Origin of the sequence: Bacillus sp. Nf3, from assembly GCF_003028545.1 — a bacterium.
GTDB lineage: Bacteria > Bacillota > Bacilli > Bacillales > Bacillaceae > Bacillus > Bacillus safensis.
Map to the genome: position 1 here is coordinate 173,263 of NZ_PYUA01000003.1, position 24,188 is coordinate 197,450.

Below are 24,188 nucleotides of genomic sequence, written 5' to 3' on the forward strand. Positions count from 1 at the left end.
TTCTAGCTGTATAGAGAGGAAGCAGACATTCAAAAGCCTGCTAATCAATATAAAAGCATATATGAAACAGGGGGCCTGATGTTGAATGAGCGTCATCGAAAATCGTTTTAATGAAGAAGAGAAAAAGCTATTATTAAACGTATTGCTGAATCAGGAATATGCTGTCGAATTACTAAGCAGTGAGATCAATGATATAGAATGTGGAACAAAAAATGTCGACGACAATACGTATAAGCAATTGATCACATTGTATGACAGAGTAAGGTTTGAGAATTAATATTGGTTTAACATTCTATTAGATACTCGGGGGCTGAGTATCTTTTTTATGCAGAAAAAATCTTTCGACAAAATTCGTTTTAGTTTATGCTTAATCGTAATGGGGAATGTATGATTGATGATTGAGAGAAAAGGGGTCGAAGAAACATGATAGAGATAGAGCCGACTCAATTGCTTGAGTCCACAGTAGCCGAACATATGATTGATGCAGATAAAGTCGCACATGTTCAAATTGGAAATAACCTTGAGCATGCCCTATTGGTTCTAACCAAAACAGGATATACAGCTATTCCGGTATTAGACGCTTCTTATCATTTACACGGGTTAATTGGAACGAATATGATTATGGATAAAATCTTCGGTTTAGAACGAATCGAATTCGAGAAGCTCGACCAGTTGAAGGTCGAAGAGGTTATGCTGAAGGATATTCCGAGACTCAAAACGACAGATCCTGTACTAAAAGGCGTTCACGCTGTGACGAATAATGGATTTGTTTGTGTAGTAAATGAGGAGCAAGTCTTTGAAGGCATTTTTACTCGACGAGTTGTATTAAAGCGCTTAAATGAGGTCATTCATTCCGCAAAAAAATGAGCTGCAGCCCAGCTTATTTTTTTTTGCCTTCATAAGTTAAAGTTTATATAATGAGAATATAGAATAAGAAAAACTTATAGAGAGAAAGGGGACGCCCATGCAGCTTCAGGAGTTACATATGCTTGTTGTGCTAAGTGAAGAATTGAATATGAGAAAGGCTTCGGAACGGCTCTTTGTCTCTCAGCCTGCATTATCTCAAAGATTGCAGACGATCGAAAAGGAATGGGGAACGAAAATCTTTTTTCGTTCACAAAAGGGGCTGACCGTGACTTCAGCAGGTGAACAGATTATCCAATTTGCAAAAGAGGTAACGGTTGAACAGGATCGAGTGAGAGAACGAATTGATGAACTTGAGGGTGACATTCACGGTACACTCAAGCTTGCGGTGGCGTCGATTATTGGACAGCACTGGCTGCCAAAGGTGTTAAAACGGTATGTCGAAAAATATCCAAATGCCAAGGTGTCACTCGTTACCGGCTGGAGCAGTGAAATGCTCAAAAGCTTGTATGAAGACCACGTGCACATAGGAATCATTCGCGGAAACCCTGATTGGAAGGGGACAAAGGAATACTTAATGACAGATCATTTATATTTAGTCGATTCCGTGATCAAGGACGTAGATGAATTAATCAAGACTGAGCGGCCATTTATCCAATTTAAAAGCGACAGCACGTATTATCAGGAAATCCAGCACTGGTGGCATCAAAAATTTAAAGTATCTCCAAAGCAGACGATTTTAGTAGACCAAATTGAAACATGTAAACAAATGGCCTACCACGGCATCGGTTACGCCATTTTGCCTTCTGTTACTCTATATGACCACGAAAAAAGTGTTTATAAAACACCGCTTGTTGATGTGAACGGAGAGCAAATCGGCCGTGACACATGGCTGCTAGGCTATGAAGCGTCTTTTCAGTTAAAACAGGTACAAGCATTTGTTGGTGTGGTTAAAGAAATGCTTGAAAATGATGCCGTGTAAGTACCTTCTTGGAATAGGGAGGTACTTTTTTTTATGAAATCATTTGACAATGAAAATCATTATCATTTAAAGTGTACATATAATAATTGAAAATGATTATCATTTAGATGAGGTGACCGATAGATGAAAGCACTAATTGCATTTGCGAGTATGTCTGGAAATACGGAAGATATGGCAGCGATCTTAAAGCAAACACTTGAAGGAAAAGGCATAGATACAGAGATGATGGAATTTGATGATACGAACGCAGAGGACCTATCCTCATACGATTACGTATTCATTGGTTCTTATACTTGGGGTGATGGAGATTTGCCATATGAAGCAGAGGATTTTTATGAAGAGGTCTCTACTCTTGAACTTAGTCACATAAAAGCAGCTGTCTTTGGATCGGGTGATTACAGCTATCCAAAGTTTTGCGAGGCTGTCCATACATTCCATGACATGCTGAAATCAACGGGTGCATCTGTTTTTCCTGAAACATTAAAAATGGAGCTTGCACCGGATACAGATGAAGATGTGGCGTGCTGTCAGGAATTTGCTGTGAGCTTTTTAACGTGGGCCGCTTTGTCTGAGAAACGAGTTGAAAATCATGTTTCATAAAGGTGCAACAGCTGTTGCAGCATCTAAAAGTGGTGGATACTTTGTTGCTGTAAAACGTGAAGGTATTTTTCACTATAGTGTGGAGAGCGGATGGCAGCAGCTGTTTAAGCTCAAGCATAAAATTCATGCGATCAGCTATATTGGTCCTTATTTATTCGGTGTTGGTGAAAATGGCACAGTGATTAGATCAGGAGATGAAGGCAATACATGGGCCTTATCTTCATTTCCAACAAACGCAGTCGTCTGGTCTATTACAGGACGCAATGATGGGTTTGTATGTGCGCACGGAAAACATAGTATCTATGTGTCAAATGATTTCGGAATTTCCTGGGAAATTATGAAGCCATTTGCTCATGTGAATCATCCGCCGGTCATTCGTTCTTTATGTGCTGCAGGTGACCACCTTTATATTGGAACACAGATTCATGAAGTTCACGGAGGAATATGGGTGTATGACTTACAGAGTGAACAGATTTTTCTTCTAAACAGAGAGGAGCACCGAATGACAGCTTCTATGCTGCTTTGTCATGAACATCTTCTTGTTTGTGCATTAGGTTCAAAAAAAGGCAAAAAAGGATCTGTTCAAATTTTAGATTTACATACAAATATTCTGCATGATATTCAATCACAGGCCTTTGCTAGAGAAGAATCATTTTTGGATGTATCAGAGGATAATGGCATTGTGTATGTGACCACCTCACAAGACGAACACGGATTTTCTAAAGTGTATCAGCTTGATATTGAGCAAAAAGAGCTCAAATGGTTTGATACGATCAAAGGGCACGGTTTTCGTGTAGCCAATCAAAACGAAAACTTTTTCTGTGCGGGTTTATATGAAAGTAAGTTTGTCAGGCCGTATGAGGAGCCTGCATTGATTCATTGATAAGGAGGAAGAAAAAGTGACAGAAAAGGTTTTATTGGTGTATGCCACGATGTCTGGAAATACAGAAGCGATGGCAGATTTAATTGAAAAAGGTATTACGGAAGCAGGAGCCAGCGTGGACCGGCATGAAGCGATGGATATTGATGCCGAGCTGCTTAATGATTACTCGCACATTATGTTAGGTGCGTATACATGGGGAGATGGCGATCTTCCGGATGATTTTATTGATTTATATGAAGAAATGGAAGAGCTTGATTTAACGGGAAAAGCATTTGCAGTATTCGGTTCTGGCGATACATCTTACGAACATTTTTGCGGAGCTGTTGACCTAATCGAAGAAAAAGTGAAGGAGCTTGGCGGTGACATTGTCCTCCCATCAGTTAAAATTGAGCTGAATCCAGAAGGAGAGGAAGAAGACGAATTAATTTCTTTTGGTAAACAATTTGTTCAGCTTCACCAGCAAGAAGCGGGATAATCGGTCCCGCTTGTTTTATTTTCCATTGCGGAGATGACTCTTTCACTTGTCATTAAAACACTCCTTTGGTACAGTAATGAAGTATAAATTAAGAGGAGGACATACATACATGAAACAAATGGACGCTAATGAAATTATTTCATTTATTCAAAATAGTACAAAATCAACACCTGTCAAAGTCTATATTAAAGGTGACTTAGAAGGTATTGAGTTTGGTGAACATGCAAAAACATTCATCACAGGAAACACTGGAGTTGTTTTCGGTGAGTGGAGTGAAATTCAAGAAGTGCTAGCATCAAACAAAGACAAAATTGAAGATGTTGTCGTGGAAAATGACCGCCGCAACTCTGCAATTCCGATGTTAGATTTGAAAAACATTAAAGCCCGTATTGAGCCAGGGGCAATCATTCGTGACCAAGTTGAAATCGGTGATAATGCAGTCATTATGATGGGTGCTTCTATTAATATCGGTTCTGTAATCGGCGAAGGTACGATGATTGACATGAACGTGGTGCTTGGCGGCCGTGCGACAGTAGGTAAGAACTGTCATATCGGTGCTGGATCTGTTCTTGCAGGTGTTATTGAGCCGCCGTCTGCTAAACCAGTTGTGGTAGAAGATGACGTTGTCATCGGTGCTAACGCTGTTGTTCTAGAAGGCGTGACAATTGGTAAAGGTGCAGTAGTAGCTGCTGGTGCGATCGTTGTGAACGATGTAGAGCCTTACACAGTTGTAGCAGGTACACCTGCTAAGAAAATTAAAGACATCGATGAAAAAACAAAAGGTAAGACAGAAATCAAACAAGAACTGCGTCAGCTTTAATTCATAAAATTCGCAGCTGAAGCCAAAGACGTGGATGAGATATCCACGTCTTATTCGTATAGAAGAAAGGAAGCGAGTTCACTTGTTAAATCGTGAGCAATTAATATCCATTCGAAGAGATTTACACCAAATCCCTGAGCTTGGTTTCCAAGAATTTAAAACACAAGCGTATCTCATTCAGCATTTGGACACCTATTCAAAAGATCGAGTTGAGATTGAAACGTGGCGAACAGGCCTTTTTGTAAAAGTGAAAGGGACAAATCCAACGCGCGTATTTGCTTATCGTGCAGATATGGACGGCCTGTCTATACCCGAGGAAACAGGGTATCCATTTGAATCTGTGCATGAAGGGAAGATGCATGCATGTGGACATGACCTTCATATGACCATTGCACTTGGTATCATCGATCATTTCGTTCATGAACCGATCAAAGAAGACGTATTATTTATCTTCCAGCCGGCAGAAGAAGGTCCAGGCGGTGCCGAACCAATGCTTGCAAGTGATGTTCTCAAAAAATGGACGCCAGACTTTATTACAGCGCTGCATATCGCACCTGAATATCCTGTTGGAACAATTGCTACAAAGCCTGGTTTGCTATTTGCCAATACGAGTGAGCTTGTGATTGAGTTTGAAGGAAAAGGCGGACACGCTGCATATCCTCATTTAGCAAATGATATGGTTGTTGCTGCAAGTGCTCTTGTAGGTCAGCTGCAATCGGTGATTTCGCGTAATGTTGATCCGCTTGATAGTGCGGTCATTACAGTGGGCACGATTACCGGCGGAACGGCTCAAAATATTATTGCGCAGCATGCAAAGCTTGACGGTACCATTCGCACACTTTCGCCAGAGTCTATGGACAAGGTGAGAAAGCGAATTGAAGCATTGGCAAAAGGAATTGAAATTGGCTACGAATGCAAAGCAACTGTTCGTTATCCTTCGTCTTATTACGAAGTGGACAATTCAAAGGATTTGACAGAGGAATTTATGTCATATGTAGCCGAAGAAGGGCTTGCGAATGTGATTGAATGCAGGGAAGCCATGACAGGAGAAGATTTTGGCTACATGCTGAAAAAATATCCCGGCTTCATGTTTTGGTTAGGTGTCGATTCAGAATACGGCTTGCATCATGCAAAGCTCCAGCCGGATGAAAACGCAATTGAAACAGCTGTGAATGTCATGACGGCTTATTTCAAAAAGCAAGCTGGTGAATGAATAATCGAGCTGCCTCCTGTACACCTTATGAACAGGAGGTGTTCTTGATTATGACAAGAATTGGTGTAGAACAATCTTTATCCGATGTAGAAGAACTATTGAAGCAAAAAGGGTATGATGTCGTACGGATTCAAAATGAACAGCAAATGGATCAGTGTGACTGTTATGTAGTCACAGGACTAGATTCAAATGTTCTTGGCATTTCAGACACAACAACAAAGGCATCTGTTATTACAGCATCAGGTATGACGGCTGATGAAATTTGCCAAGAAGTAGAACAGCGAGTTCAATAAAACAAGGAAAAGAACCGGTAGATTATGATCCCGGTTCTTTTTGCTCTTTTTCTATATCGAGTACTTCTTTCATTTTTTTGCGCAAGATTCGTTCTACCCGCCATTGCTCCATTGTTTCGGTTTTCGCTATGATGCGCAGCACAAGGGAGGAAGAACCGAACGCCTCCACGCCGACAACTTGAGGACCTTCGATAATTTGAGGAGTTTCCTTCCGCACCTCATCACAGGCAGCTTGAAGGGCTGTGATCATCTGATCCACATTTTCATCCGGAGACAGCTCAATATCAACGAGTGCCTGCATCGTCCCTCTTGAATGATTGCTCACATTTAGTATGCTGCGATTAGGAATGAAATGAAGGGTGCCGTCAAAGCTTCGAAGCTGTGTGGTTCTTAGTCCAATTTGTTCGACAATCCCATCAAAGCCAGCGACCGTTATATATTCTCCTACATCAAATTGTTTTTCCAATAGTATAAAGAATCCGGTCACAATATCACTCACTAACCCTTGAGCGCCAAAACCAATCGCAAGTCCTACAACGCCTGCACCTGCCAGCAAAGCTGTCGGGTTATAATGAAATAAGTCGAGGATCATCACAACTAGAATAAAAATCAATAAGTAGGCGAAAATATTTAACGTCAGACTTTGCAGTGTCTGAGCTCTTGATAATGAGACTTCATGCTTTTCAGCGAATGTGGAATAGGCGCGCTTAATCATTTTGTTTCCTATGGCTCTGATGATAAAGTAGATAGCAAAAATGGCGACTAGTTTTAGCAAAATCATACTGCTATTGAGGATAATGGAAACCCAATCTACTTGTTGAAATGCTCTCATGATCTTCAAAACCTTTCTATGTATGCTCTAAAAGAGAAGCTAATCATTTGTTCCCTTATGCAAGTCATGTTAAACTTTTGATAGGTGAAGCAGGAATTGTGACAAATCGTTAATTAAATTTATTATTAATTAATATTGACTAAAAATCGCATAAGTATTATAATTGTAATTGTGAAGTTATTAACTAAATGAGAATTTTAAGTTTTGATTCTCATTTTATATACAGCTAAGAAGACTGTATAAAGATATTATTTTTTGGAGGGATTTACATATGGCAGAGCGTTTTGTAGGAAAACAAGCTCCACGTTTTGAAATGGAAGCAGTACTTGCTAACAAGGAATTTGGTAAAGTAAGTTTAGAGGAAAACATGAAGAATGACAAATGGACAGTTCTTTTCTTCTATCCAATGGATTTCACATTTGTTTGCCCAACTGAAATTACAGCAATGAGCGATCGTTATGACGAGTTCGAAGATTTAGATGCAGAAATCATCGGTGTATCTACTGATACAATCCACACGCATCTTGCTTGGATCAATACAGACCGTAAAGACAATGGTCTAGGTGAATTAAAATACCCGTTAGCTGCTGATACTAACCACACAGTATCTAGAGAATACGGCGTTTTAATTGAAGAAGAAGGAATTGCTCTTCGCGGTTTATTTATCATTAACCCAGAAGGCGAAGTTCAATACCAAACTGTATTCCACAACAATATCGGTCGTGATGTAGATGAGACATTACGTGTTCTTCAAGCATTACAAACTGGTGGACTTTGCCCAGCGAACTGGAAACCTGGTCAAAAAACACTTTAATTGATAACTGAAGAAACAGGAGGGTCTAACTGATGTTAGACCTTTTTGTTTCGACACATACAATGGATGGAGGCGCTTCATAATGAAATTACGTCAACCAATGCCAGAACTAACTGGTGCAAAAGAGTGGTTAAATGGAGAAGTAACAAAAGAAGATTTGATTGGTGACAAACCAACATTGATTCATTTCTGGTCAGTCAGCTGTCATCTTTGTAAAGAGGCAATGCCTCAAGTCAATCAATTCCGTGATGAGTACAAGGATCAACTAAACGTTGTAGCAGTTCATATGCCTCGTTCAGAAGATGACCTAGATCTAGAAAAAATCAAAGAAGTTGCGAAAGAGCATGAAATCACGCAGCCAATCTTTGTGGACAGTGATCATCACCTAACAGAAGCCTTTGAAAACGAATATGTACCTGCATATTATGTATTTGATAAAACAGGTGCTTTGCGTCACTTCCAAGCCGGCGGAAGCGGAATGAAAATGCTTGAAAAACGTGTCAATCGAGTGCTTTCTGAGTCTGAAAAGGCTGCAGAATAGGCTTTCCCCCATAAATGGGGGTTTTTTCATGGGCAAAAACAGGCGGCGTATTGCACTAGACGAGTTTATTATTCCTAAGAAAAGAGAAAATGAGGGAGTTTATTAAAAAATATCCCTGAAACAAAAAGGTATAACGACCTATTTACATTTTTGTTTTGAAATGAAATTGTAAAGATTTTAACTTTTTACTATTCAGAACGTTTTTGCACAAAAGAAATTTCAGTTAGGTAAATAACTATATAAATCAAGTAGTATAAGCGTTTATTCAATTTTTTTACAATATTTTAAGGTTTGTCAAAAGCCTATAGTGGCAATGAAATGGGTGCCGATTTTTCCTCTTTGGCAAAATTTTAGTTGAAAATACCTATCTGTTAGCAAACTGTAAAATGATAAAAAAATAGTTGATAAAATTAGTTTTCTAATCTAATATTTACTATAGAATATTTTTTATATGATGAGGGGGAAATCCATTGTTTAATGAGAGGGAAGCGTTACGTTTACGATTGGAACAATTAAACGAGGCAGAAGTAAAGGTCATCCGTGAATATCAAATTGAGCGCGATACGATTTATGCAAAATTAAGAGAATTAGACCGTCAAGGAACAGGTCTAGTGTCAGATACAAAAAAAGAAGTACGTACAGAAAGAAAGACAGATTCACTGCCTGTATTAGCTGAGCTTGCTGCGCAAGAAATGAGAAGCTACCAGCAGCCGGCACAACCACAATCATCATCTTTAGGAACAGGACAGCTAAACGGTGCACCTGTAGGTATTCCTGAAGGATCGACAAGACGCAGAAGAGGCACAGCTCGTCCTGGCTCAAAGGCAGCGAAGCTTCGTGAAGCTGCGATTAAAACGTTAAAACGTCATAATGCAGCGATTAAAAGCTCAGAGCTTCAAAAAGAGATCGAAAAAGAGAGTGGTCTTGAAATCCCAAATATGACAACGTTTATGCAAAGCTTAATTAAAATGTATCCTGAAGTGAAGAAGCCTTATCGCGGACAGTATATTTTAGAAGGCGACATTCAAACAGAAGACGAATAAATAAAAAACTGCTGGGCGTCAAGCCAGCAGTTTTTTATTTCGAGAATTACTTCTTTTGATCAACTGTATAGACAATTTTGCGTTCCTTAGGCAGGTGATCACGCTGTTTTTTAAAGCCGTCGATTTTGACTGTCATGACTTCTCCATTACGCTGCACAGCATCGACTTGTTCCTGAAGTGTTTGAACTTGTTCGTTGAGTTTCTTCAAGATCGGTTCGATTTCTTCTGTCGTTTGCAGGATGCGGTCTCGTGAGAATGGCTGTGAATTTGTTTGTGCTGACTGGTCAATATCAGCAAAATGAGATGCGATCCATTCTTCGCTTTCTGCTAACTGTTTTTGATAGCTCGTGAGCGTTTCATAAAAAATCGCTTCTTTTGCTTTTTCAATTTGCAGTAATTTCTCCTGCGTTTCATAAAAACGCTCTTGAAGGTGTCTGACGCCTTCCTGTAAAACATGGAGCTCTGCGTTTTTATCGCCCAATGTTTGCTGCAGCTTTTCAATCACTGTGGATAAAACATTTCCTTTTTTCTCCTCTTTTGCAAGTCGTTTATCTTGATCTTCTATCCGTTCATTTAATTGTTGCGAGATTTCCTTATATTTGACAACTTTCAAATGCAGCTTGTGTTTTTCTTCGGTTTCTTTTCTTCTATGATAGGTTTCCTTTTGCAGCATCTCATGGAGAAGGACCATTTTATGTAACAATTCTGATTTGCTGTAGGAGAGATCCTGTATTTTTGAGGCAGCATCATGTTGATCATTGGTTATTTCATCCAGTTGTTGTTTTAATTGCGTGTAATCCTTTTTCATCTCATGATATTCTTGAGTTAGCTTCTTATTTTTAGAATACGTATATGAGGACTGTAAATCAGAGATCATTTGTTGATATTTGGCAGTTTCAGCTTTTAAGTATAAATTCTCTTGAGATAGATCATGGAATAGGGGAGAAGTATGGCGCCTGTTCATCGATAGACCCTCCTTATTCATGTTACCAATAAAGTATGCGAAAGGAGTGCGATTAGAACAACCATATCAAAGGAGGATGAGAGGATGCACGTAGTGAATGTAATTTTAGCTGGAGGTGCTTCCAGACGTTTTGGAGAGCCAAAGGCAAGCCATATGTTTCAAGGGAAACCATTATATGAGCATGTGAAAGAGCAGCTTTTAGACGGGCAGACTGTCATCATCAGTCATCCATTGCTTCTTCCTTTTTTCAAAGAAAGAGGTGAACAAAGTGTGTGGTTAGATGATGAAGAGGTGCGCGGATGCGGACCGCTTGCCGGCATATATACAGCGATGCAAAAGCAAGAAGCACAATGGTATTTAGTGACGGCGTGTGACATGCCTTTCATACGGAAGAAAACGGCGGAAGTATTATCGTCCTATTGCAGTGAGCACGCAGATGCCATTATCCCGCTTGTTCAGGGCAGATTACAGCCTTTATTTGCACTTTATCACCGCCGCTCTCTGCCGTTTATTCGTGCGTGTTTAACAGAGAATCAATTAGCTATTAAAGATTTGCTTCAAAAGCTTCATGTGCGTATCGTTTCAGAGGAAGAACTGAACGTGACATCAAACGAATTTCGTAATATCAATAAAAGAAGCGATCTACCTGAAAACGGTATGATATGATACATAAAAAAACGGTGAGGAGAGAACAGCATTGAATGACCGATATTCAAGACAAATCTTGTTCCCTCCGGTTGGGGAAAAAGGGCAGCATGCGCTGGCTGAAAGTCATGTTCTGATTGTTGGAGCCGGTGCACTTGGTACCGCTTCTGCGGAAGGGCTTGTCCGGTCTGGCATCGGTACGCTTACGATTGCCGATCGTGATTATGTGGAATTTTCAAATTTACAGCGGCAGCAGCTCTACACGGAACATGATGCAAAGGCACATGTACCAAAAGCAGCGGCGGCAAAAAAACGTCTCGAGCAGATCAATCATGAAGTGACCATACACGCTCTGATTGAAGATGCAGGGGCGGAGCTGTTAAGGCCGTTATTCCAGAGAGCAGATATCGTCATTGACGCAACAGATAATTTTGAGACAAGAATGGTGATGAATGACTTATCACTAGAAACGAAGACGCCGTGGATATATGGTGCTTGTGTGAGCAGTCAGGGGATGTATATGACCATATTACCGGATAAAACGCCATGTTTATCATGTGTGTTCACGGCAATGCCTGTTGGCGGCTTGACGTGTGATACAGCGGGGATTATTTCACCTGCTGTTCAAATGGTTTCTGCTTATCAGCAAACAGAGGCACTAAAATATTTAACAGGGCATGAAGATCAAATCGAGCGGAAATTTGTCACGTTTGATCTTTGGCAGTCCACATCATTTAAAATGGATTTATCTCGCACTAAAGAGAAGAACTGTCCAACTTGCGGCATCGCAAGAACCTATCCTTATTTACATGATCAGCGTAAAAAATCGACGGTCCTTTGCGGACGTGACACCGTTCAAATTGTTTCAAAGGATTTAGCAAAACTCTCATTTCAGCATATGAAAGAGCGGCTCTCATCTATTTGTGAGGTGGAAGTAAACGACTTCTTAATCCATGTACGCTACGAAAATTACCGGATGGTCTGTTTCAAAGGAGGACGTGCATTAATCCATGGAACAAATGATGAAAAAGAAGCCAATTCATTACTAGCAAGACTGCTAGGGATATAGGAGTGAAGTGTGATGGAAAGACGGCAGCCAATACCAGTAGAAGAGGCCATAAAGAAAGTTCACCAATACGAAAAACATGGAGAAATAGAATGGGTCCCTTTAAAGGATAGCCTTGGAAGGTTTATTGCAGAAGATATTTTGGCAGACCATGATGTTCCGGCATTTGATCGTTCTCCGTATGATGGATTTGCGCTTCGGGCAGAAGATACAAAAGAAGCGTCAAGTGCGCATCCAGTTGAATTCGAGGTCATTGATCATATTGGTGCAGGAATGGTCTCAGCAAAAACCCTCGGTCCCTTTCAGGCCATCCGTATTATGACAGGGGCAAAAATTCCAAATGGAGCAAATGTCGTCATCATGATCGAGCTGACGAAGACTTTCGAAAAAGACGGCAAATCATTCATGTCACTGAAAAGACCGCTGAAAAAGGGAGACAATATTTCTCGTCGAGGAGAAGAGGTTCTCAAAGGAAACGTGATGGTCAAAAAAGGAACAGCTGTCACTTCTGGCGTCACAGCTCTTTTGGCGACATTTGGATATGCGGTAGTGCCAGTTGTCAAAAAACCGGTGATTGGCATTATCTCTACGGGCACAGAGCTTCTTCAAGTAAGTGATGCCATGGTAGACGGCAAGATTAGAAATAGTAATCTGAGTATGGTCTATGCGCAGGTACTTGAGGCCGGAGCTGAGCCGCTAGATTTAGGCGGAGTCTCCGATGATTTTGACAAAAGTTATCATGCAGTAAAAGCAGCCATGAGCAAGGTAGACATTCTGATCACAACAGGCGGCGTGTCAGTGGGTGATTTTGACTTTCTGCCTGCCATTTATGAAAAGCTGGGAGCCAAGGTACTGTTTAATAAAGTAGCCATGAGACCTGGAAGTGTGACGACTGTGGCGGCAATGCCGAATGGTCAATTGCTGTTTGGGCTGTCTGGAAACCCTGCTGCCTGTTTTGTGGGCTTTGAATTATTTGTGAAACCGATCATTTATAAATGGTATATGAAAGACAATCCGTTTCCTGCTTTTGTTGAGGCGAAACTCACACATGATTTTCCAAAAGCCAATCCGTTTACTCGTTTTGTCAGGGCGGCACTTCAATTCACTGGGAGTCAGATCAGTGTGACTCCGACAGGTCTTGATAAATCAAGTGCAGTGACCTCTATTGCAGAGGCTGACTGTTTCATTATGCTGCCTGGGGGAACAAGAGGTTTTCAAGCAGGTGATCAAGTTGATGTTCTGCTGTTTCAGCACAAAGGCGGTGGGTCTCCATGCTGGATGACAAATTAAGCATATTACAGGTGGTCGGTTTTCAAAATAGCGGCAAGACCACATTGATCGAAAAGCTTTGTCAGCTGGCCGAACGTGAAGGACTGAAGCTAGGCTGCTTTAAACACCATGGACATGGCGGGACACCAGATCGTCTTTTCAAAGAAAAAGATACTGATCGATATATTCAGGCAGGTGCCTATGCCGCAGGTGTGGAAGGAGAAGGTGAATTTCACTTTTCGATGCAGGACTTCACGTTAGAACAGCTGCTCAACATGTGTCAGCATCTTCCGTTAGACGCTGTTCTCATAGAGGGATACAAACAGGCGCCTTATCGCAAAATCGTTTGTGTAAAGAATGAAGAGGAGCTTATTGACCTTTCCACTCTTTCCAATATACAAGCAGCTATTTATTTTTCTCAAGAAGATCAATTAACCGAAAATTACCCGTTTCCTGTGTTTTCAGCTTTTGAAAAGCGCGGGATGACATTTGCTTTTCACTTATTGAAGGGAGGCGGCACGTTTTGAGCGAACTTTTTAAAATAACAAAAACCCCGATTGAATTAAACGAATTGATTCAGCATGTGACAAGACGAAAGGCAGGGGCGATTACGACGTTTATCGGGACGGTCAGAGAATGGACAAACGGCAAGAAAACATTGCGTTTAACCTACGAAGCATACATACCAATGGCGGAAAGCATGCTAAGGCAGATTGGACAAGAAATCAAGAATCGATGGCCTGACACTGAAGCAGCGATTGTGCACCGGATTGGAACACTTGAGATAACGGATATTGCTGTTGCGATCGCCGTTTCGTCTCCTCATAGGAAGGCTGCCTACGAAGCCAATGAATATGCCATTGAACGAATCAAGGAAATCGTTCCCATTTGGAAAAAAGAATATTGGGAAGATGGAGAGGCCTGGATAGGTGATCAGCTTGAAACGGTTTCATATCCAGAAGGTAGACCTAGCAATCTTCAACTTGCAGAGAAAGAAGGTGATCAGCATGATTAATGTATTATTGTTCGCCGGCCTTGCTGAGAAGGCCGGTAAACAACAAATCATCATTCAAAAAGATCAAACAACGGTTGATGAGATTAAAATAGAATTACAGGAGGTATATGGTGTTGATGCTGCACAAAACGTAATGGTTGCAGTCAACGAATTATATACGAGGGAAAATGCTGAAGTGCGTAGCGGGGACACTGTTGCACTCATTCCTCCTGTAAGTGGTGGATAATAGATATTAGAGGATTTGGTTATGGCCACCCGGCTGTAACCAATCTTTTATGTGTGAAAAGTTTGTAGAGGTACTTGGGTGTGATCTTCGTAAATAAAACATCCCCTTCTTGCTTTAGAAATGTGAGGATCGAGCTGCTGAATGAGATCATACAATTCGCTGATTCGTCTCACATTGAAATCTGTTTGGGCTTGAAGCTGTTCCTTTAATTCTTTTGTGCTCACAATGCTTCCCTTTTTCTCTTTAATAATATCTACACATCTTGCAGCGTAGTATATTTTGTCATTAGAAGGTCTGCTTTCTTTCATATCAAGTAATTTGAGCTCATGATAAATCGATTCTCTTTCCTTTCGAAAGTATTGCCATGCTTCTTGTTCCTTTTCATACAGTAAAATCAATTGCATTTTCAATTTTTCTCTTAACATTCACTTGACTCCATTTCCACTATCATTTAACCTACCTCTATTTTACATTATATGAAAAAATAACTTTTGATCAAGTAAAATCCCTTTATTTTTAATTTTTTAATATGAAAGTATTGATACTAAAGACTTATTTGTTCTGTAAAAGAAACCAATCATAGTCCTATAAAGCCGGGATTTGTCGAAATTACTAGGATTATTTTAACAAAAAATTGTTGTGTCTATCTAAGACCATGCGAATCCCAAAGAAAAGGATATTTATTCCGAAAGACATATTGTTTACTTAATAAAATGTTTTTAAGTCAGTAAAAGCACGATTCTTGATATGAATATGGTCGGATCATGAGGTCATTTGAAGGGTTTCTTTCATGAAAATAGAATAATAGATAAAATTTTTTCTCAAAGAAAATAAGAAAATCAAATGTTTAATCACTTATTGGCAATCTTTTGATAAAATAGAAAGAAAAAGAGCGTTATTGTGCGTTTGCATACTTGCTTGACATAGAGAGGATGACATTTGATGAAAGAAAACATGGAAAAACCTACGATCATTGGAGTGAGCACAAGACCATCAGAGCACCTGAAAAGAGTATGGGAAAATCCGGTTGTTTGGTGGCCATTATCTTGTGTGCTTATTTTAACAGTTGTTGTGACTTATTTGTCTGAGCTCGTAAATAAGGGAATGTGGGCAGATTTAAGTTTGCCGATACCTGTTGTTTATGTGGTGACGCTCATTGGTCTCGTATTTGGGATTGTCATCAATGCGGCTATATATAAGTTCATCGTTTTTTTAGCGAAAGGTGATGCATCATTTAGGGAGCTGTTTTCAGCGGTCCTGTTCATTACACCCGTTACGATCATTGGGACAATTATTTCTCATTTGGCAGTCATCCTTTTTCATGTTCCAAAAGACATCACGGTTACCTCGTTAAACGCGCTCATTCGAATTTCTGGTCCATGGCAGGCGGTGTTAGCCAATATCGATCTATTTGTGATCTGGAATCTTGTTTTAACTGGCTTTTTATTCATCCAAGTTGGGCGTATATCACCGAGAATTTCTTGGGTGATTATAGGCGTTTTTTATATCTTATCGTTAATTTTTCAATATGTAGGAACATCAATTAACATATCAGTAAGCTGGGGGTAGAAGGTTTTTATGAGAAAGAAAATCATCATTGGATCTATTTTAATTATTGTGATTGGACTATTTATTGGATTTAATATTGCGAAAAACCAAGCAAAGCCTGCTTCTACAGCAGCGATTAAAACAGTCAAACTCACGCCAAAAGAAATCACCTCTACCGTGATGACACCGGGGACACTTTCATTCTCTGAAGAGCAGTTCATCTATAAAGAAGAGGAAAAGGGGAATTTGAAGGGAATTGCTGTGAAAGAAGGGGAAAAGGTAAAGGCTGGAACGCCGCTTCTTACATATGAAAATAAGGAACTGGAGCTTGAGGAGCAGCAGCAAGCACTAGCCGTTGAATCAAGTACATTAAAACTGGAACAATTGCAAAATCGGCTGAGTGAATTAGATGAGAAAAAAGCAGGCGCTAATGACAAAAGCGAGCGAGATCAGCTTCAATTAGAACTGAAAGCGGCTGAATTAGAACAAAAGCAAGCAGAGATCAGCCAAGAAAAAGTAAAGGCGCAAATAGAAGATTTAACCGTACATAGTAAAATTGATGGAACAGTGATTTCCATTGAGCAAGAGGCAGGGGCAGGCAAACCGGAAGAAAGGCAGCCGATCATCCATATTGGTCATGAGAAAAAAATGATCGTGCGAGGTTTGATCTCAGAGTATGATGCCATAAAAATCAAAAAGAAACAAAAAGTGAAGGTAACGTCTGATGTCATTCGCGGGAAGAGCTGGCAAGGAGTCGTGAAAAAAGTAGGCGCTGTTCCTGTCCAGACAGCAGCCGAAACAACTTCGAGCGATCAAACGGTTCAATATCCTGTTGAAGTAGAAATAAAGGGAAAGAAACCTGAGGCAAAGCCCGGCTTTAAAATGATCATGGAAATTGAAACAGATAAGCGCCAAGCGCAAACAATTCCTGAAACAGCGGTAAAAAAAGAGACTGATGGACAATACGTTTATGTTGTTGAAAAAAATGAACTGAAAAAAGTAAAAGTGGTCATAGGGGAAACGTCAGGTCATGATCTTGAAGTGACAAAAGGTGTCAAGGCAGAGGATCAAATCATTGCTCATCCAACAGATGACATGTATGACGGAATGGAAGTGAATGCTGAATGATTCAGCTTTCCAACGTGACAAAAAGCTATGAGGTCGCACACGAAACATTTGATGTATTAAGTGACATGAATCTTGTCATTGAAAAAGGCGAGTATATGTCCATTATGGGCCCGTCCGGCTCTGGAAAATCAACGTTAATGAATATTATTGGCTGTTTAGACCGCCCAACGAGAGGACAATATCATTTTCAAGGTACAGAGCTGTCAGCAGCAAAGGATCAAGAGCTTGCGGTCATTCGAAATCAATCCATTGGGTTTGTTTTTCAGCAATTTCATCTGCTGCCAAGGTTAAATGCGAGGCGCAATGTGGAACTGCCGATGATTTACGCTGGGATCAGTCAAAAGGAAAGAAAAGAACGTGCGGAATTGGCACTTGAAAAGGTTGGTTTGGCAGATCGAATGAAACATATGCCAAGTGAGTTGTCAGGAGGACAAAAGCAAAGGGTGGCAATTGCACGAGCGATTGTCAATAAGCCTCAGCTGATTTTAGCAGATGAACCGACTGGTGCTCTCGACTCAAAAACAAGCATCTCAATTATGGAACAGTTTACACAGCTGAATGAGGAAGGGACAACGATTGTGCTTGTCACCCATGAAGAAGAAATAGCTACGTATACAAATCGGACTGTCGTTGTGAGAGATGGACGGCTTGTTGAGGATAGATGGATACAAGGGGACGCTATGAATGAAACTCTTTGAAAATATCAAAATAGCGCTGAATTCGGTTTTAGCTCATAAATTACGTTCTATTTTAACGATGCTTGGGATTATTATTGGTGTTGGATCAGTCATTGCAGTCGTGGCGATCGGTCAAGGCGGTGAGCAAATGTTAAAAGGATCGATTTCAGGTCCAAACAATACCATTGATATGACATATACGCCTTCTGACGAAGAATTAAATGCAAATCCAAATGCCTTATTCGAAGCATCATTTACTGAGGAAGACATAAAAAGCATTAGGACAATCAACGGGGTGAAGCAGGTCGCCTCCTCGACTGCACAAGGGATGCAGCTGAGGTTTCAAGATACGACAGTTGATGCGACAGTTAACGGTATAAATGAAGGGTATACGAATGTACATTCATTACAAATCGCAGAAGGACAGAATTTAAGAGATATTGATTTTAGAAGCGGTAGAAGAGCTGCTCTTATCTCAGATGGCTTACAAAAAGAACTATTCAACGGACAAAAGGCATTAGGCGAACTGATTTGGATGAACGGACAGCCAGTTGAAGTCATCGGTGTTCTAGCAAAACAGAAAGGGATGTTTTCATTTGATATGAATGAAATCTATGTCCCGTTTGCGATGCTTACCTCCACATTTGGTATGAATGAATATGATAAGTTGTCTATTCAAGTCGCACATGCTGATCAAATGAAGGAAGTAGGAAAGAGCGCGGCTGCCATATTAAATGAAAATCATCATACAGAAGATGCTTACGAAATGATCAATATGGAAGAAATCGCAGAAGGGATCGGTCAAATAACGTCCGTTATGACAACGATCATTGGCTCAATAGCTGGGATCTCTTTACTTGTGGGCGGAATCGGTGTGATGAATATTATGCTCGTTTCTGTGACAGAGAGGACAAGAGAAATCGGTATTCGAAAGGCGATGGGCGCAACAAGGGCTCAAATTCTCGTTCAGTTTTTAATTGAGTCTGTTGTTTTAACACTCATTGGCGGGTTGATGGGGATTGCACTTGGCTTAGGCGGTGCTTCATTAGTATCACTATTTGCCGGCTGGCCGTCTCTTGTATCTTGGCAAGTAGTATTTGGAGGTGTACTGTTTAGTATGCTCATTGGTATTGTTTTTGGGTTAATTCCTGCGAATAAAGCAGCGAGACTAGATCCTATTGAATCGCTCAGGTATGAATAATTTGGAGAAGAAAAAAGCATACAAACGGTTTACATTCGCCTTCATTACCCATCAAAAGCTTTTATGCAAATCGCATAAAAGCTTTTTTTAGTTCCATTGAATGAAATAAAAAATGATAGAAATGCTAATATCATGACTTTCATCTTATTGTCACATATTTTTCAGTTTACAAATGGTACATATAAAGGTAAGATGACCATGGTGAAAGATTTTGATAGTTATTGAATGTATTTGATTGTTTTGTATTGATAATGTTGAAAAAAGCGATTACAATAAAGGTGCGCGCAAAATGAATACGTTTTCAAAAGGGGTGTTCGCATGTTAACACCGGAAAGACATCAACTTATTATCGACAGCTTAGAAGAAAATGATGTCATTAAAATACAGGACTTAACGATGATGACGGATGCGTCTGAATCTACAATTAGAAGAGATTTATCAGCCCTTGAAGAAAAAGGATTTCTTAAAAGGGTTCATGGAGGAGCAGCCAAGATTTCGAGTATTCGCCTTGAACCAGATGTATTTGAGAAATCTGCCAAAAACCTTCAAGAAAAGTCATTGGTAGCAGAGGCAGCGGCATCTCTTTTAAAACAGGGCGACTGTATTTATTTAGATGCTGGTACAACCACACAGCAAATGATTGAATATATCGATCCAGATCAAGATATTGTCGTGGTGACAAACGGTGTAATGCACATTGAAGCCCTCATGAGAAAAGGCATTACCTTTTACTTGATAGGCGGATCAGTAAAACATCGAACAGGAGCCATGGTTGGAGCCGCAGCTTTAACAGCGATGGAAAATTATCGTTTTGACAAAAGCTTTGTTGGGACAAACGGTATTCATCCCGAGGCGGGTTTTACAACACCTGATCCAGAGGAAGCACTCATGAAAAAAAGAGCTATGAAACAGGCGAAAAAAACCTATATCTTATCAGATGCCTCAAAGTTTGGCGAAATATCGTTTTCAACCTTTGCTAGTTTACAGGAAGCCACCATTATCACTAACGACGCAAAAGAGGATTCATTCGATAATTACCATGAAAAAACGGTTATAAAGGTAGTGAAAACATGATTTATACAGTTACTTTAAACCCATCAGTTGATTACATCGTACACGTGGAGGATTTTGCAGTAGGCGGTTTAAATCGTTCAACCTATGATCAAAAATATCCAGGTGGTAAAGGAATCAATGTCTCAAGGCTATTAAAACGTCATGGTGTTGAATCGAAAGCACTTGGATTCATTGGTGGATTTACAGGCAAATATATTCAAGATTTTTTACAGAACGAACAATTACAAACAGCCTTTCACGAGGTGTCAGAAGATACAAGGATCAATGTGAAACTAAAAACAGGTGAAGAGACAGAAATTAACGGACTCGGCCCATCTATTACTGAAGCGCAATTTGAGTCGTTTCTATCTCAATTTTCTTCATTGACTCAAGGAGATGTCGTTGTTTTAGCTGGCAGCATTCCTTCATCATTGCCTCATAACACATATGAGCGTATTGCTGAAGTTTGCCAGGAGCAAGGTGTAAGAGTTGTTCTTGATATTTCTGGCGAAGCGCTAAAAAAAGCAGCAGACATGAAACCGTTCTTAATGAAGCCAAATCATCATGAACTGGGTGAAATGTTTGAGACGAGTATTTCATCAGCAGCAGAAGCCATTCCTTATGGGAAAAAGCTGTTAGAACAAGGTGCTGAACATGTCATCGTCTCCATGGCTGGTGATGGCGCCCTCTTATTCAGTAAAGAAGGAATCTATCAGTCCAATGTTCCAAAAGGAACGCTCGTTAATTCAGTTGGAGCAGGGGATTCAGTCGTTGCAGGGTTTTTAGCCGGTGTTTCAAAAGGCCTTTCAATTGAAGAGTCATTTAAGCTTGGTGTCACATCAGGAAGCGCTACAGCCTTTTCTGAGGAGCTTGGCACAAAAGAGCTTGTCGACACTCTATTACCACAAGTAAAAGTCACACGTATTTAAAGGAGGAGTCATCATGAAAATTACAGAACTACTCACGAAGCATACCATTAAGCTTCAATTAGACAGCCAGCAGAAAGAAGCAGTCATTGAAGAGCTAGTCACTGTTTTAGATACAGCAGGCAAGTTAAATGATAAAGAGGGCTATAAAGAAGCTGTGATCAATCGTGAAAAACAGAGCTCTACTGGTATTGGTGAAGGAATTGCCATCCCGCACGCTAAAACAGCAAGTGTAAAAGAGCCTGCCATTGCATTTGGCCGCTCCACTGCTGGTGTAGATTATGAATCACTGGACGCTCAGCCGAGTCATCTTGTCTTTATGATTGCCGCAACTGAAGGCGCAAACAACACGCATTTAGAGGCACTTTCTCGTTTATCCACACTTCTTATGCGTGAAGAAATTCGAAAGCAGCTCCTTGAAGCCGCGACTGAAGATGAAATCATTGAGATCATCAATACACATGATCAAGATGATGAAGAAGAAGAGGAAGTGAAAGAGGAGCCAGCTGCAGAAGGAAAACCTGCTAAAATTTTAGCGGTAACAGCTTGCCCGACCGGCATTGCACATACATTTATGGCAGCAGATGCTTTGAAAGAAAAGGCAAAAGAAATGGGCGTTGACATTAAAGTTGAAACAAACGGCTCTGGCGGTATTAAACATGCCCTTACAGCAAAAGAAATTGAAGAAGCACCAGCCATCATTGTGGCAGCGGACAAGCAAGTTGAAATGGAACGCTTTAAAGGCAAACATGTCATTGAAGTCCCTGTAACAGCTGGTATACGCCGTCCGCAGGAATTAATTGAAAAAGCCATCAATCAAGATGCGCCGATTTATAAAGGTTCAGGCGGCAGTTCTTCTAAAGACGAAAATGAATCATCTGGCAAAGGAAGAAGCGGATTTTACAAGCACTTAATGAGTGGTGTAAGTAACATGCTTCCATTTGTTGTCGGAGGCGGTATCTTAGTTGCGATTTCATTCTTTTGGGGTATTAACTCAGCAGATCCTAAGGACCCTTCATTTAATTCATTTGCAGCTGTCTTAAAAGGAATTGGCGGCGATAATGCGCTTGCCTTAATCGTTGCGGTATTAGCTGGATTTATTGCCATGAGTATTGCAGATCGTCCAGGTTTTGCGCCAGGTATGGTCGGTGGATTTATGGCGTCAGCAGCAGGTGCAGGGTTCTTAGGCGGACTGATTGCTGGTTTCCTAGCAGGTTACATTGTTGTGCTGCTCAAAAAAGTATTCACATTCGTACCGCAGACACTCGACGGGATTAAACCGGTTCTGCTGTATCCATTGTTCGGTATTTTCTTCACAGGCATTATCATGCATTATATTGTCAACACACCAGTGAAAATGGTAATGGACGGATTAACACATTGGCTTGAATCATTAGGTACTGGAAACCTTGTTTTAATGGGTATTATTTTAGCTGGTATGATGGCAATTGATATGGGTGGCCCAATTAACAAAGCGGCTTACACATTTGGTCTTGCAATGATTGCTGCTGGCAACTATGCACCGCATGCTGCGATTATGGCAGGCGGAATGGTTCCACCACTAGGTATTGCACTTGCAACAACGATCTTTAGAAATAAGTTCTCAAAACGTGACCGTGAGGCAGGGATTACATGCTATTTCATGGGAGCTGCCTTCATTACTGAAGGGGCGATCCCGTTTGCGGCGGCAGATCCTCTTCGTGTGATTCCTTCAGCTGTTATTGGTGCAGCAGTTGCTGGCGGATTAACGGAATTCTTTAGAGTGACGCTTCCTGCACCGCATGGCGGACTATTTGTTTTCTGGGTAACAAATCATCCAGTTCTTTACATCATCAGCATCTTAATCGGTGCTGTTGTGACAGCGATTTTACTGGGTATTTTGAAAAAACCGGTTCAACAAGAAGCGTAATGCAGAAGAGAAGCATCGTGAAAAACGGTGCTTCTTTTTGTTTAATCATCAGTGAATTAGGAAAAAATATCTAATTAGATGGTTGTCTTGTGAATTTTTAAATGACATATGATAAAGTAAAGTTATTCAATTCACGTTTCAAGTCTTTTAGCAGAAAGTCTTAGGAGGAAGCAGTATTTTGAACGAAGAAAACAAACAAAACGAAAATGAAATTCAATCTGATGCGAAGAAAGCCAAAACAGAGAAGAAAAGTTCACTGTTTGAATGGATCAAAGCCATTTTAATTGCACTTGCGCTCGTCTTGCTCATCCGTACGTTTATATTTGAACCGTATGTGGTGGAAGGAGAGTCAATGGAACCGACACTTCATGACGGGGAAAAGCTGTTTGTCAACAAAACCATTAACTATCTCGGTGGTGTGAAACGCGGTGACATCGTGATTATTAATGGAAAAGATGGACAGAAGATTCATTATGTCAAACGATTGATTGGCCTTCCAGGTGATACGATTGAAATGAAGGATGATACGCTTTACATTAATGGTAAAAAAGTAGATGAGCCTTATTTAAAAGAGAACAAGGCGCATGCGAAAGAGTATGAAGTGCATTTAACTGGAGATTTTGGTCCAGTGAAAGTACCGAAAAACGATTACTTTGTGATGGGGGACAACAGACTCAATTCCATGGACAGCAGAAATGGACTTGGCCTCATTGAAAAGGATCGTGTTGTCGGGACATCAGAATTTGTTTTCTTCCCGTTTGGCGACATTCGACAGACAAAATAAAAGCACCTTCTCAGAGGCAAGAGAAAGGTGCTTGAACGAGCGACCCTTACAGAAGGGTCGTTTTTAATTTGGCGTGAGCACCGTAACAATGATCACAATGGCTAGTACCGAAGCGAACACAGATCCGGTAATGGCTAAAACGGATCGAAACAATCCGATTTTTTGGTTTTCTTTTCCCCGCTTTTGTAAAAAGCGTTTGGAAAAGATGTGGACCAGTGTGTAAATGAGGACAAGTCCAATATAAAGGCCAAAGTCCCTCGCATTAAAGCCTGTTGCAGATAAATAAATGCCCATAAAGAAAATCAATAAACAGTATTCCATCAGTGTGAGTAATCTCAAATCGCCCGAACTCCTTCAATCAATCATTCCCGTTTATTATACCATAATGGATAAAAAGCCTTCGTTCTTAGCGAGAGA

Annotated in this window: 30 protein-coding genes; 26 read left to right on the forward strand and 4 right to left on the reverse strand. The window is 40.5% G+C overall.

Annotated elements, in window-relative coordinates; translation table 11 throughout:
- Nucleotides 1–85 precede the first annotated feature (85 nt).
- The 9 genes from abbA (at nt 86) to C9414_RS10385 (ending at nt 6,130) form a co-directional block, all read left to right on the forward strand.
- Nucleotides 86–277 (forward strand): antirepressor AbbA, encoded by a 192-nt coding sequence (abbA, locus tag C9414_RS10345; RefSeq protein ID WP_003210802.1) that lies wholly within the window; start codon nt 86–88, stop codon nt 275–277.
- A gap of 146 nt (nt 278–423) precedes the next feature.
- Nucleotides 424–867, forward strand: coding sequence for a cyclic-di-AMP-binding protein CbpB (gene cbpB / locus C9414_RS10350; protein WP_047203681.1), 444 nt, complete (start codon nt 424–426; stop codon nt 865–867).
- Nucleotides 868–964: 97 nt separating this feature from the next.
- Nucleotides 965–1,846 (forward strand): transcriptional regulator CcpC, encoded by an 882-nt coding sequence (locus C9414_RS10355; protein ID WP_024424721.1) that lies wholly within the window; start codon nt 965–967, stop codon nt 1,844–1,846.
- A 123-nt stretch (nt 1,847–1,969) separates the two neighbouring features.
- Entirely contained in the window at nt 1,970–2,446 is a 477-nt protein-coding gene (locus C9414_RS10360) for a flavodoxin (protein ID WP_039178153.1), read from the forward strand.
- Complete coding sequence (locus C9414_RS10365) at nt 2,436–3,329, forward strand: WD40/YVTN/BNR-like repeat-containing protein (protein WP_047203683.1); 894 nt, start codon at nt 2,436–2,438, stop codon at nt 3,327–3,329. The genes C9414_RS10360 and C9414_RS10365 overlap by 11 nt, the downstream gene beginning before the upstream one ends.
- A gap of 16 nt (nt 3,330–3,345) precedes the next feature.
- Nucleotides 3,346–3,804 (forward strand): flavodoxin, encoded by a 459-nt coding sequence (locus C9414_RS10370; protein ID WP_039178158.1) that lies wholly within the window; start codon nt 3,346–3,348, stop codon nt 3,802–3,804.
- Nucleotides 3,805–3,913: 109 nt separating this feature from the next.
- Nucleotides 3,914–4,624 carry a 2,3,4,5-tetrahydropyridine-2,6-dicarboxylate N-acetyltransferase gene (gene dapD / locus C9414_RS10375; protein WP_039178160.1) on the forward strand — a complete coding sequence of 237 codons (711 nt, stop codon included), beginning with the start codon at nt 3,914–3,916 and terminating at the stop codon, nt 4,622–4,624.
- A 34-nt stretch (nt 4,625–4,658) separates the two neighbouring features.
- Nucleotides 4,659–5,837: an N-acetyldiaminopimelate deacetylase gene (locus C9414_RS10380; protein WP_107163580.1), complete on the forward strand. Its 1,179-nt coding sequence runs from the start codon at nt 4,659–4,661 to the stop codon at nt 5,835–5,837.
- Nucleotides 5,838–5,887: 50 nt separating this feature from the next.
- Nucleotides 5,888–6,130 carry a YkuS family protein gene (locus C9414_RS10385; protein WP_024424725.1) on the forward strand — a complete coding sequence of 81 codons (243 nt, stop codon included), beginning with the start codon at nt 5,888–5,890 and terminating at the stop codon, nt 6,128–6,130.
- Nucleotides 6,131–6,152: 22 nt separating this feature from the next.
- On the opposite strand, the gene C9414_RS10390 is transcribed toward C9414_RS10385, so the two are convergent.
- Nucleotides 6,153–6,962 carry a mechanosensitive ion channel family protein gene (locus C9414_RS10390; protein WP_047203685.1) on the reverse strand — a complete coding sequence of 270 codons (810 nt, stop codon included), beginning with the start codon at nt 6,960–6,962 and terminating at the stop codon, nt 6,153–6,155.
- Between the two features lie 271 nt (nt 6,963–7,233).
- Between C9414_RS10390 and ahpA the strand changes: the two genes are divergently transcribed.
- From ahpA to rok, 3 genes are all read left to right on the forward strand, one after another.
- A complete protein-coding gene (ahpA, locus tag C9414_RS10395) occupies nt 7,234–7,776 on the forward strand; it encodes a biofilm-specific peroxidase AhpA (RefSeq protein ID WP_047203686.1) in 543 nt (180 codons plus the stop codon).
- 82 nt (nt 7,777–7,858) lie between these two features.
- Complete coding sequence (locus tag C9414_RS10400; protein WP_024424727.1) at nt 7,859–8,317, forward strand: TlpA family protein disulfide reductase; 459 nt, start codon at nt 7,859–7,861, stop codon at nt 8,315–8,317.
- Between the two features lie 470 nt (nt 8,318–8,787).
- A complete protein-coding gene (gene rok / locus C9414_RS10405) occupies nt 8,788–9,360 on the forward strand; it encodes a transcriptional regulator Rok (RefSeq protein WP_047203687.1) in 573 nt (190 codons plus the stop codon).
- Nucleotides 9,361–9,406: 46 nt separating this feature from the next.
- Here rok and C9414_RS10410 read toward each other — a convergent pair whose 3' ends face one another.
- The gene (locus C9414_RS10410) at nt 9,407–10,324 is read right to left on the reverse strand and encodes a coiled-coil domain-containing protein (protein ID WP_107163581.1); all 918 of its coding nucleotides are present in this window, start codon (nt 10,322–10,324) and stop codon (nt 9,407–9,409) included.
- An 84-nt stretch (nt 10,325–10,408) separates the two neighbouring features.
- Between C9414_RS10410 and C9414_RS10415 the strand changes: the two genes are divergently transcribed.
- Genes C9414_RS10415 through moaD form a run of 6 tightly spaced genes read left to right on the forward strand, consistent with a single transcriptional unit; the run spans nt 10,409 to nt 14,545 of the window.
- Nucleotides 10,409–10,990 carry a molybdenum cofactor guanylyltransferase gene (locus C9414_RS10415; RefSeq protein WP_107163582.1) on the forward strand — a complete coding sequence of 194 codons (582 nt, stop codon included), beginning with the start codon at nt 10,409–10,411 and terminating at the stop codon, nt 10,988–10,990.
- Between the two features lie 31 nt (nt 10,991–11,021).
- Nucleotides 11,022–12,038: a thiazole biosynthesis adenylyltransferase ThiF gene (locus tag C9414_RS10420; RefSeq protein ID WP_107163583.1), complete on the forward strand. Its 1,017-nt coding sequence runs from the start codon at nt 11,022–11,024 to the stop codon at nt 12,036–12,038.
- A gap of 9 nt (nt 12,039–12,047) precedes the next feature.
- Nucleotides 12,048–13,325 (forward strand): molybdopterin molybdotransferase MoeA, encoded by a 1,278-nt coding sequence (locus C9414_RS10425; protein WP_181286134.1) that lies wholly within the window; start codon nt 12,048–12,050, stop codon nt 13,323–13,325.
- Nucleotides 13,307–13,831 carry a molybdopterin-guanine dinucleotide biosynthesis protein B gene (mobB, locus tag C9414_RS10430; protein ID WP_107163780.1) on the forward strand — a complete coding sequence of 175 codons (525 nt, stop codon included), beginning with the start codon at nt 13,307–13,309 and terminating at the stop codon, nt 13,829–13,831. Before C9414_RS10425 ends, mobB begins: the two co-directional genes overlap by 19 nt.
- Entirely contained in the window at nt 13,828–14,319 is a 492-nt protein-coding gene (locus C9414_RS10435) for a molybdenum cofactor biosynthesis protein MoaE (RefSeq protein WP_107163585.1), read from the forward strand. The genes mobB and C9414_RS10435 overlap by 4 nt, the downstream gene beginning before the upstream one ends.
- A complete protein-coding gene (moaD, locus tag C9414_RS10440; RefSeq protein ID WP_107163586.1) occupies nt 14,312–14,545 on the forward strand; it encodes a molybdopterin converting factor subunit 1 in 234 nt (77 codons plus the stop codon). The genes C9414_RS10435 and moaD overlap by 8 nt, the downstream gene beginning before the upstream one ends.
- A 47-nt stretch (nt 14,546–14,592) precedes the next feature.
- On the opposite strand, the gene C9414_RS10445 is transcribed toward moaD, so the two are convergent.
- A complete protein-coding gene (locus tag C9414_RS10445) occupies nt 14,593–14,970 on the reverse strand; it encodes a Rok-like winged helix domain-containing protein (protein ID WP_034281609.1) in 378 nt (125 codons plus the stop codon).
- Nucleotides 14,971–15,487: 517 nt separating this feature from the next.
- Here C9414_RS10445 and yknW point away from each other — a divergent pair.
- The 8 genes from yknW (at nt 15,488) to lepB (ending at nt 23,771) form a co-directional block, all read left to right on the forward strand.
- Complete coding sequence (gene yknW / locus C9414_RS10450) at nt 15,488–16,114, forward strand: YknW family membrane protein (RefSeq protein WP_107163587.1); 627 nt, start codon at nt 15,488–15,490, stop codon at nt 16,112–16,114.
- Nucleotides 16,115–16,123: 9 nt separating this feature from the next.
- Nucleotides 16,124–17,221 carry an efflux RND transporter periplasmic adaptor subunit gene (locus tag C9414_RS10455; RefSeq protein ID WP_107163588.1) on the forward strand — a complete coding sequence of 366 codons (1,098 nt, stop codon included), beginning with the start codon at nt 16,124–16,126 and terminating at the stop codon, nt 17,219–17,221.
- Nucleotides 17,218–17,919: an ABC transporter ATP-binding protein gene (locus C9414_RS10460; protein ID WP_107163589.1), complete on the forward strand. Its 702-nt coding sequence runs from the start codon at nt 17,218–17,220 to the stop codon at nt 17,917–17,919. Before C9414_RS10455 ends, C9414_RS10460 begins: the two co-directional genes overlap by 4 nt.
- Nucleotides 17,906–19,099 carry an ABC transporter permease gene (locus C9414_RS10465; RefSeq protein WP_047203696.1) on the forward strand — a complete coding sequence of 398 codons (1,194 nt, stop codon included), beginning with the start codon at nt 17,906–17,908 and terminating at the stop codon, nt 19,097–19,099. The genes C9414_RS10460 and C9414_RS10465 overlap by 14 nt, the downstream gene beginning before the upstream one ends.
- 318 nt (nt 19,100–19,417) lie before the next feature.
- Nucleotides 19,418–20,173, forward strand: a complete 756-nt coding sequence (locus tag C9414_RS10470) for a DeoR/GlpR family DNA-binding transcription regulator (RefSeq protein ID WP_039178192.1) — start codon at nt 19,418–19,420, stop codon at nt 20,171–20,173.
- Entirely contained in the window at nt 20,170–21,081 is a 912-nt protein-coding gene (gene pfkB / locus C9414_RS10475) for a 1-phosphofructokinase (RefSeq protein ID WP_047203697.1), read from the forward strand. The genes C9414_RS10470 and pfkB overlap by 4 nt, the downstream gene beginning before the upstream one ends.
- Before the next feature lie 13 nt (nt 21,082–21,094).
- Nucleotides 21,095–22,987, forward strand: a complete 1,893-nt coding sequence (locus C9414_RS10480; RefSeq protein WP_107163590.1) for a PTS fructose transporter subunit IIABC — start codon at nt 21,095–21,097, stop codon at nt 22,985–22,987.
- 211 nt (nt 22,988–23,198) lie between these two features.
- The gene (gene lepB, locus C9414_RS10485; protein WP_029707639.1) at nt 23,199–23,771 is read left to right on the forward strand and encodes a signal peptidase I; all 573 of its coding nucleotides are present in this window, start codon (nt 23,199–23,201) and stop codon (nt 23,769–23,771) included.
- A gap of 63 nt (nt 23,772–23,834) precedes the next feature.
- Here lepB and C9414_RS10490 read toward each other — a convergent pair whose 3' ends face one another.
- Complete coding sequence (locus C9414_RS10490) at nt 23,835–24,110, reverse strand: hypothetical protein (protein WP_024424743.1); 276 nt, start codon at nt 24,108–24,110, stop codon at nt 23,835–23,837.
- Between the last annotated feature and the right edge of the window lie 78 nt (nt 24,111–24,188).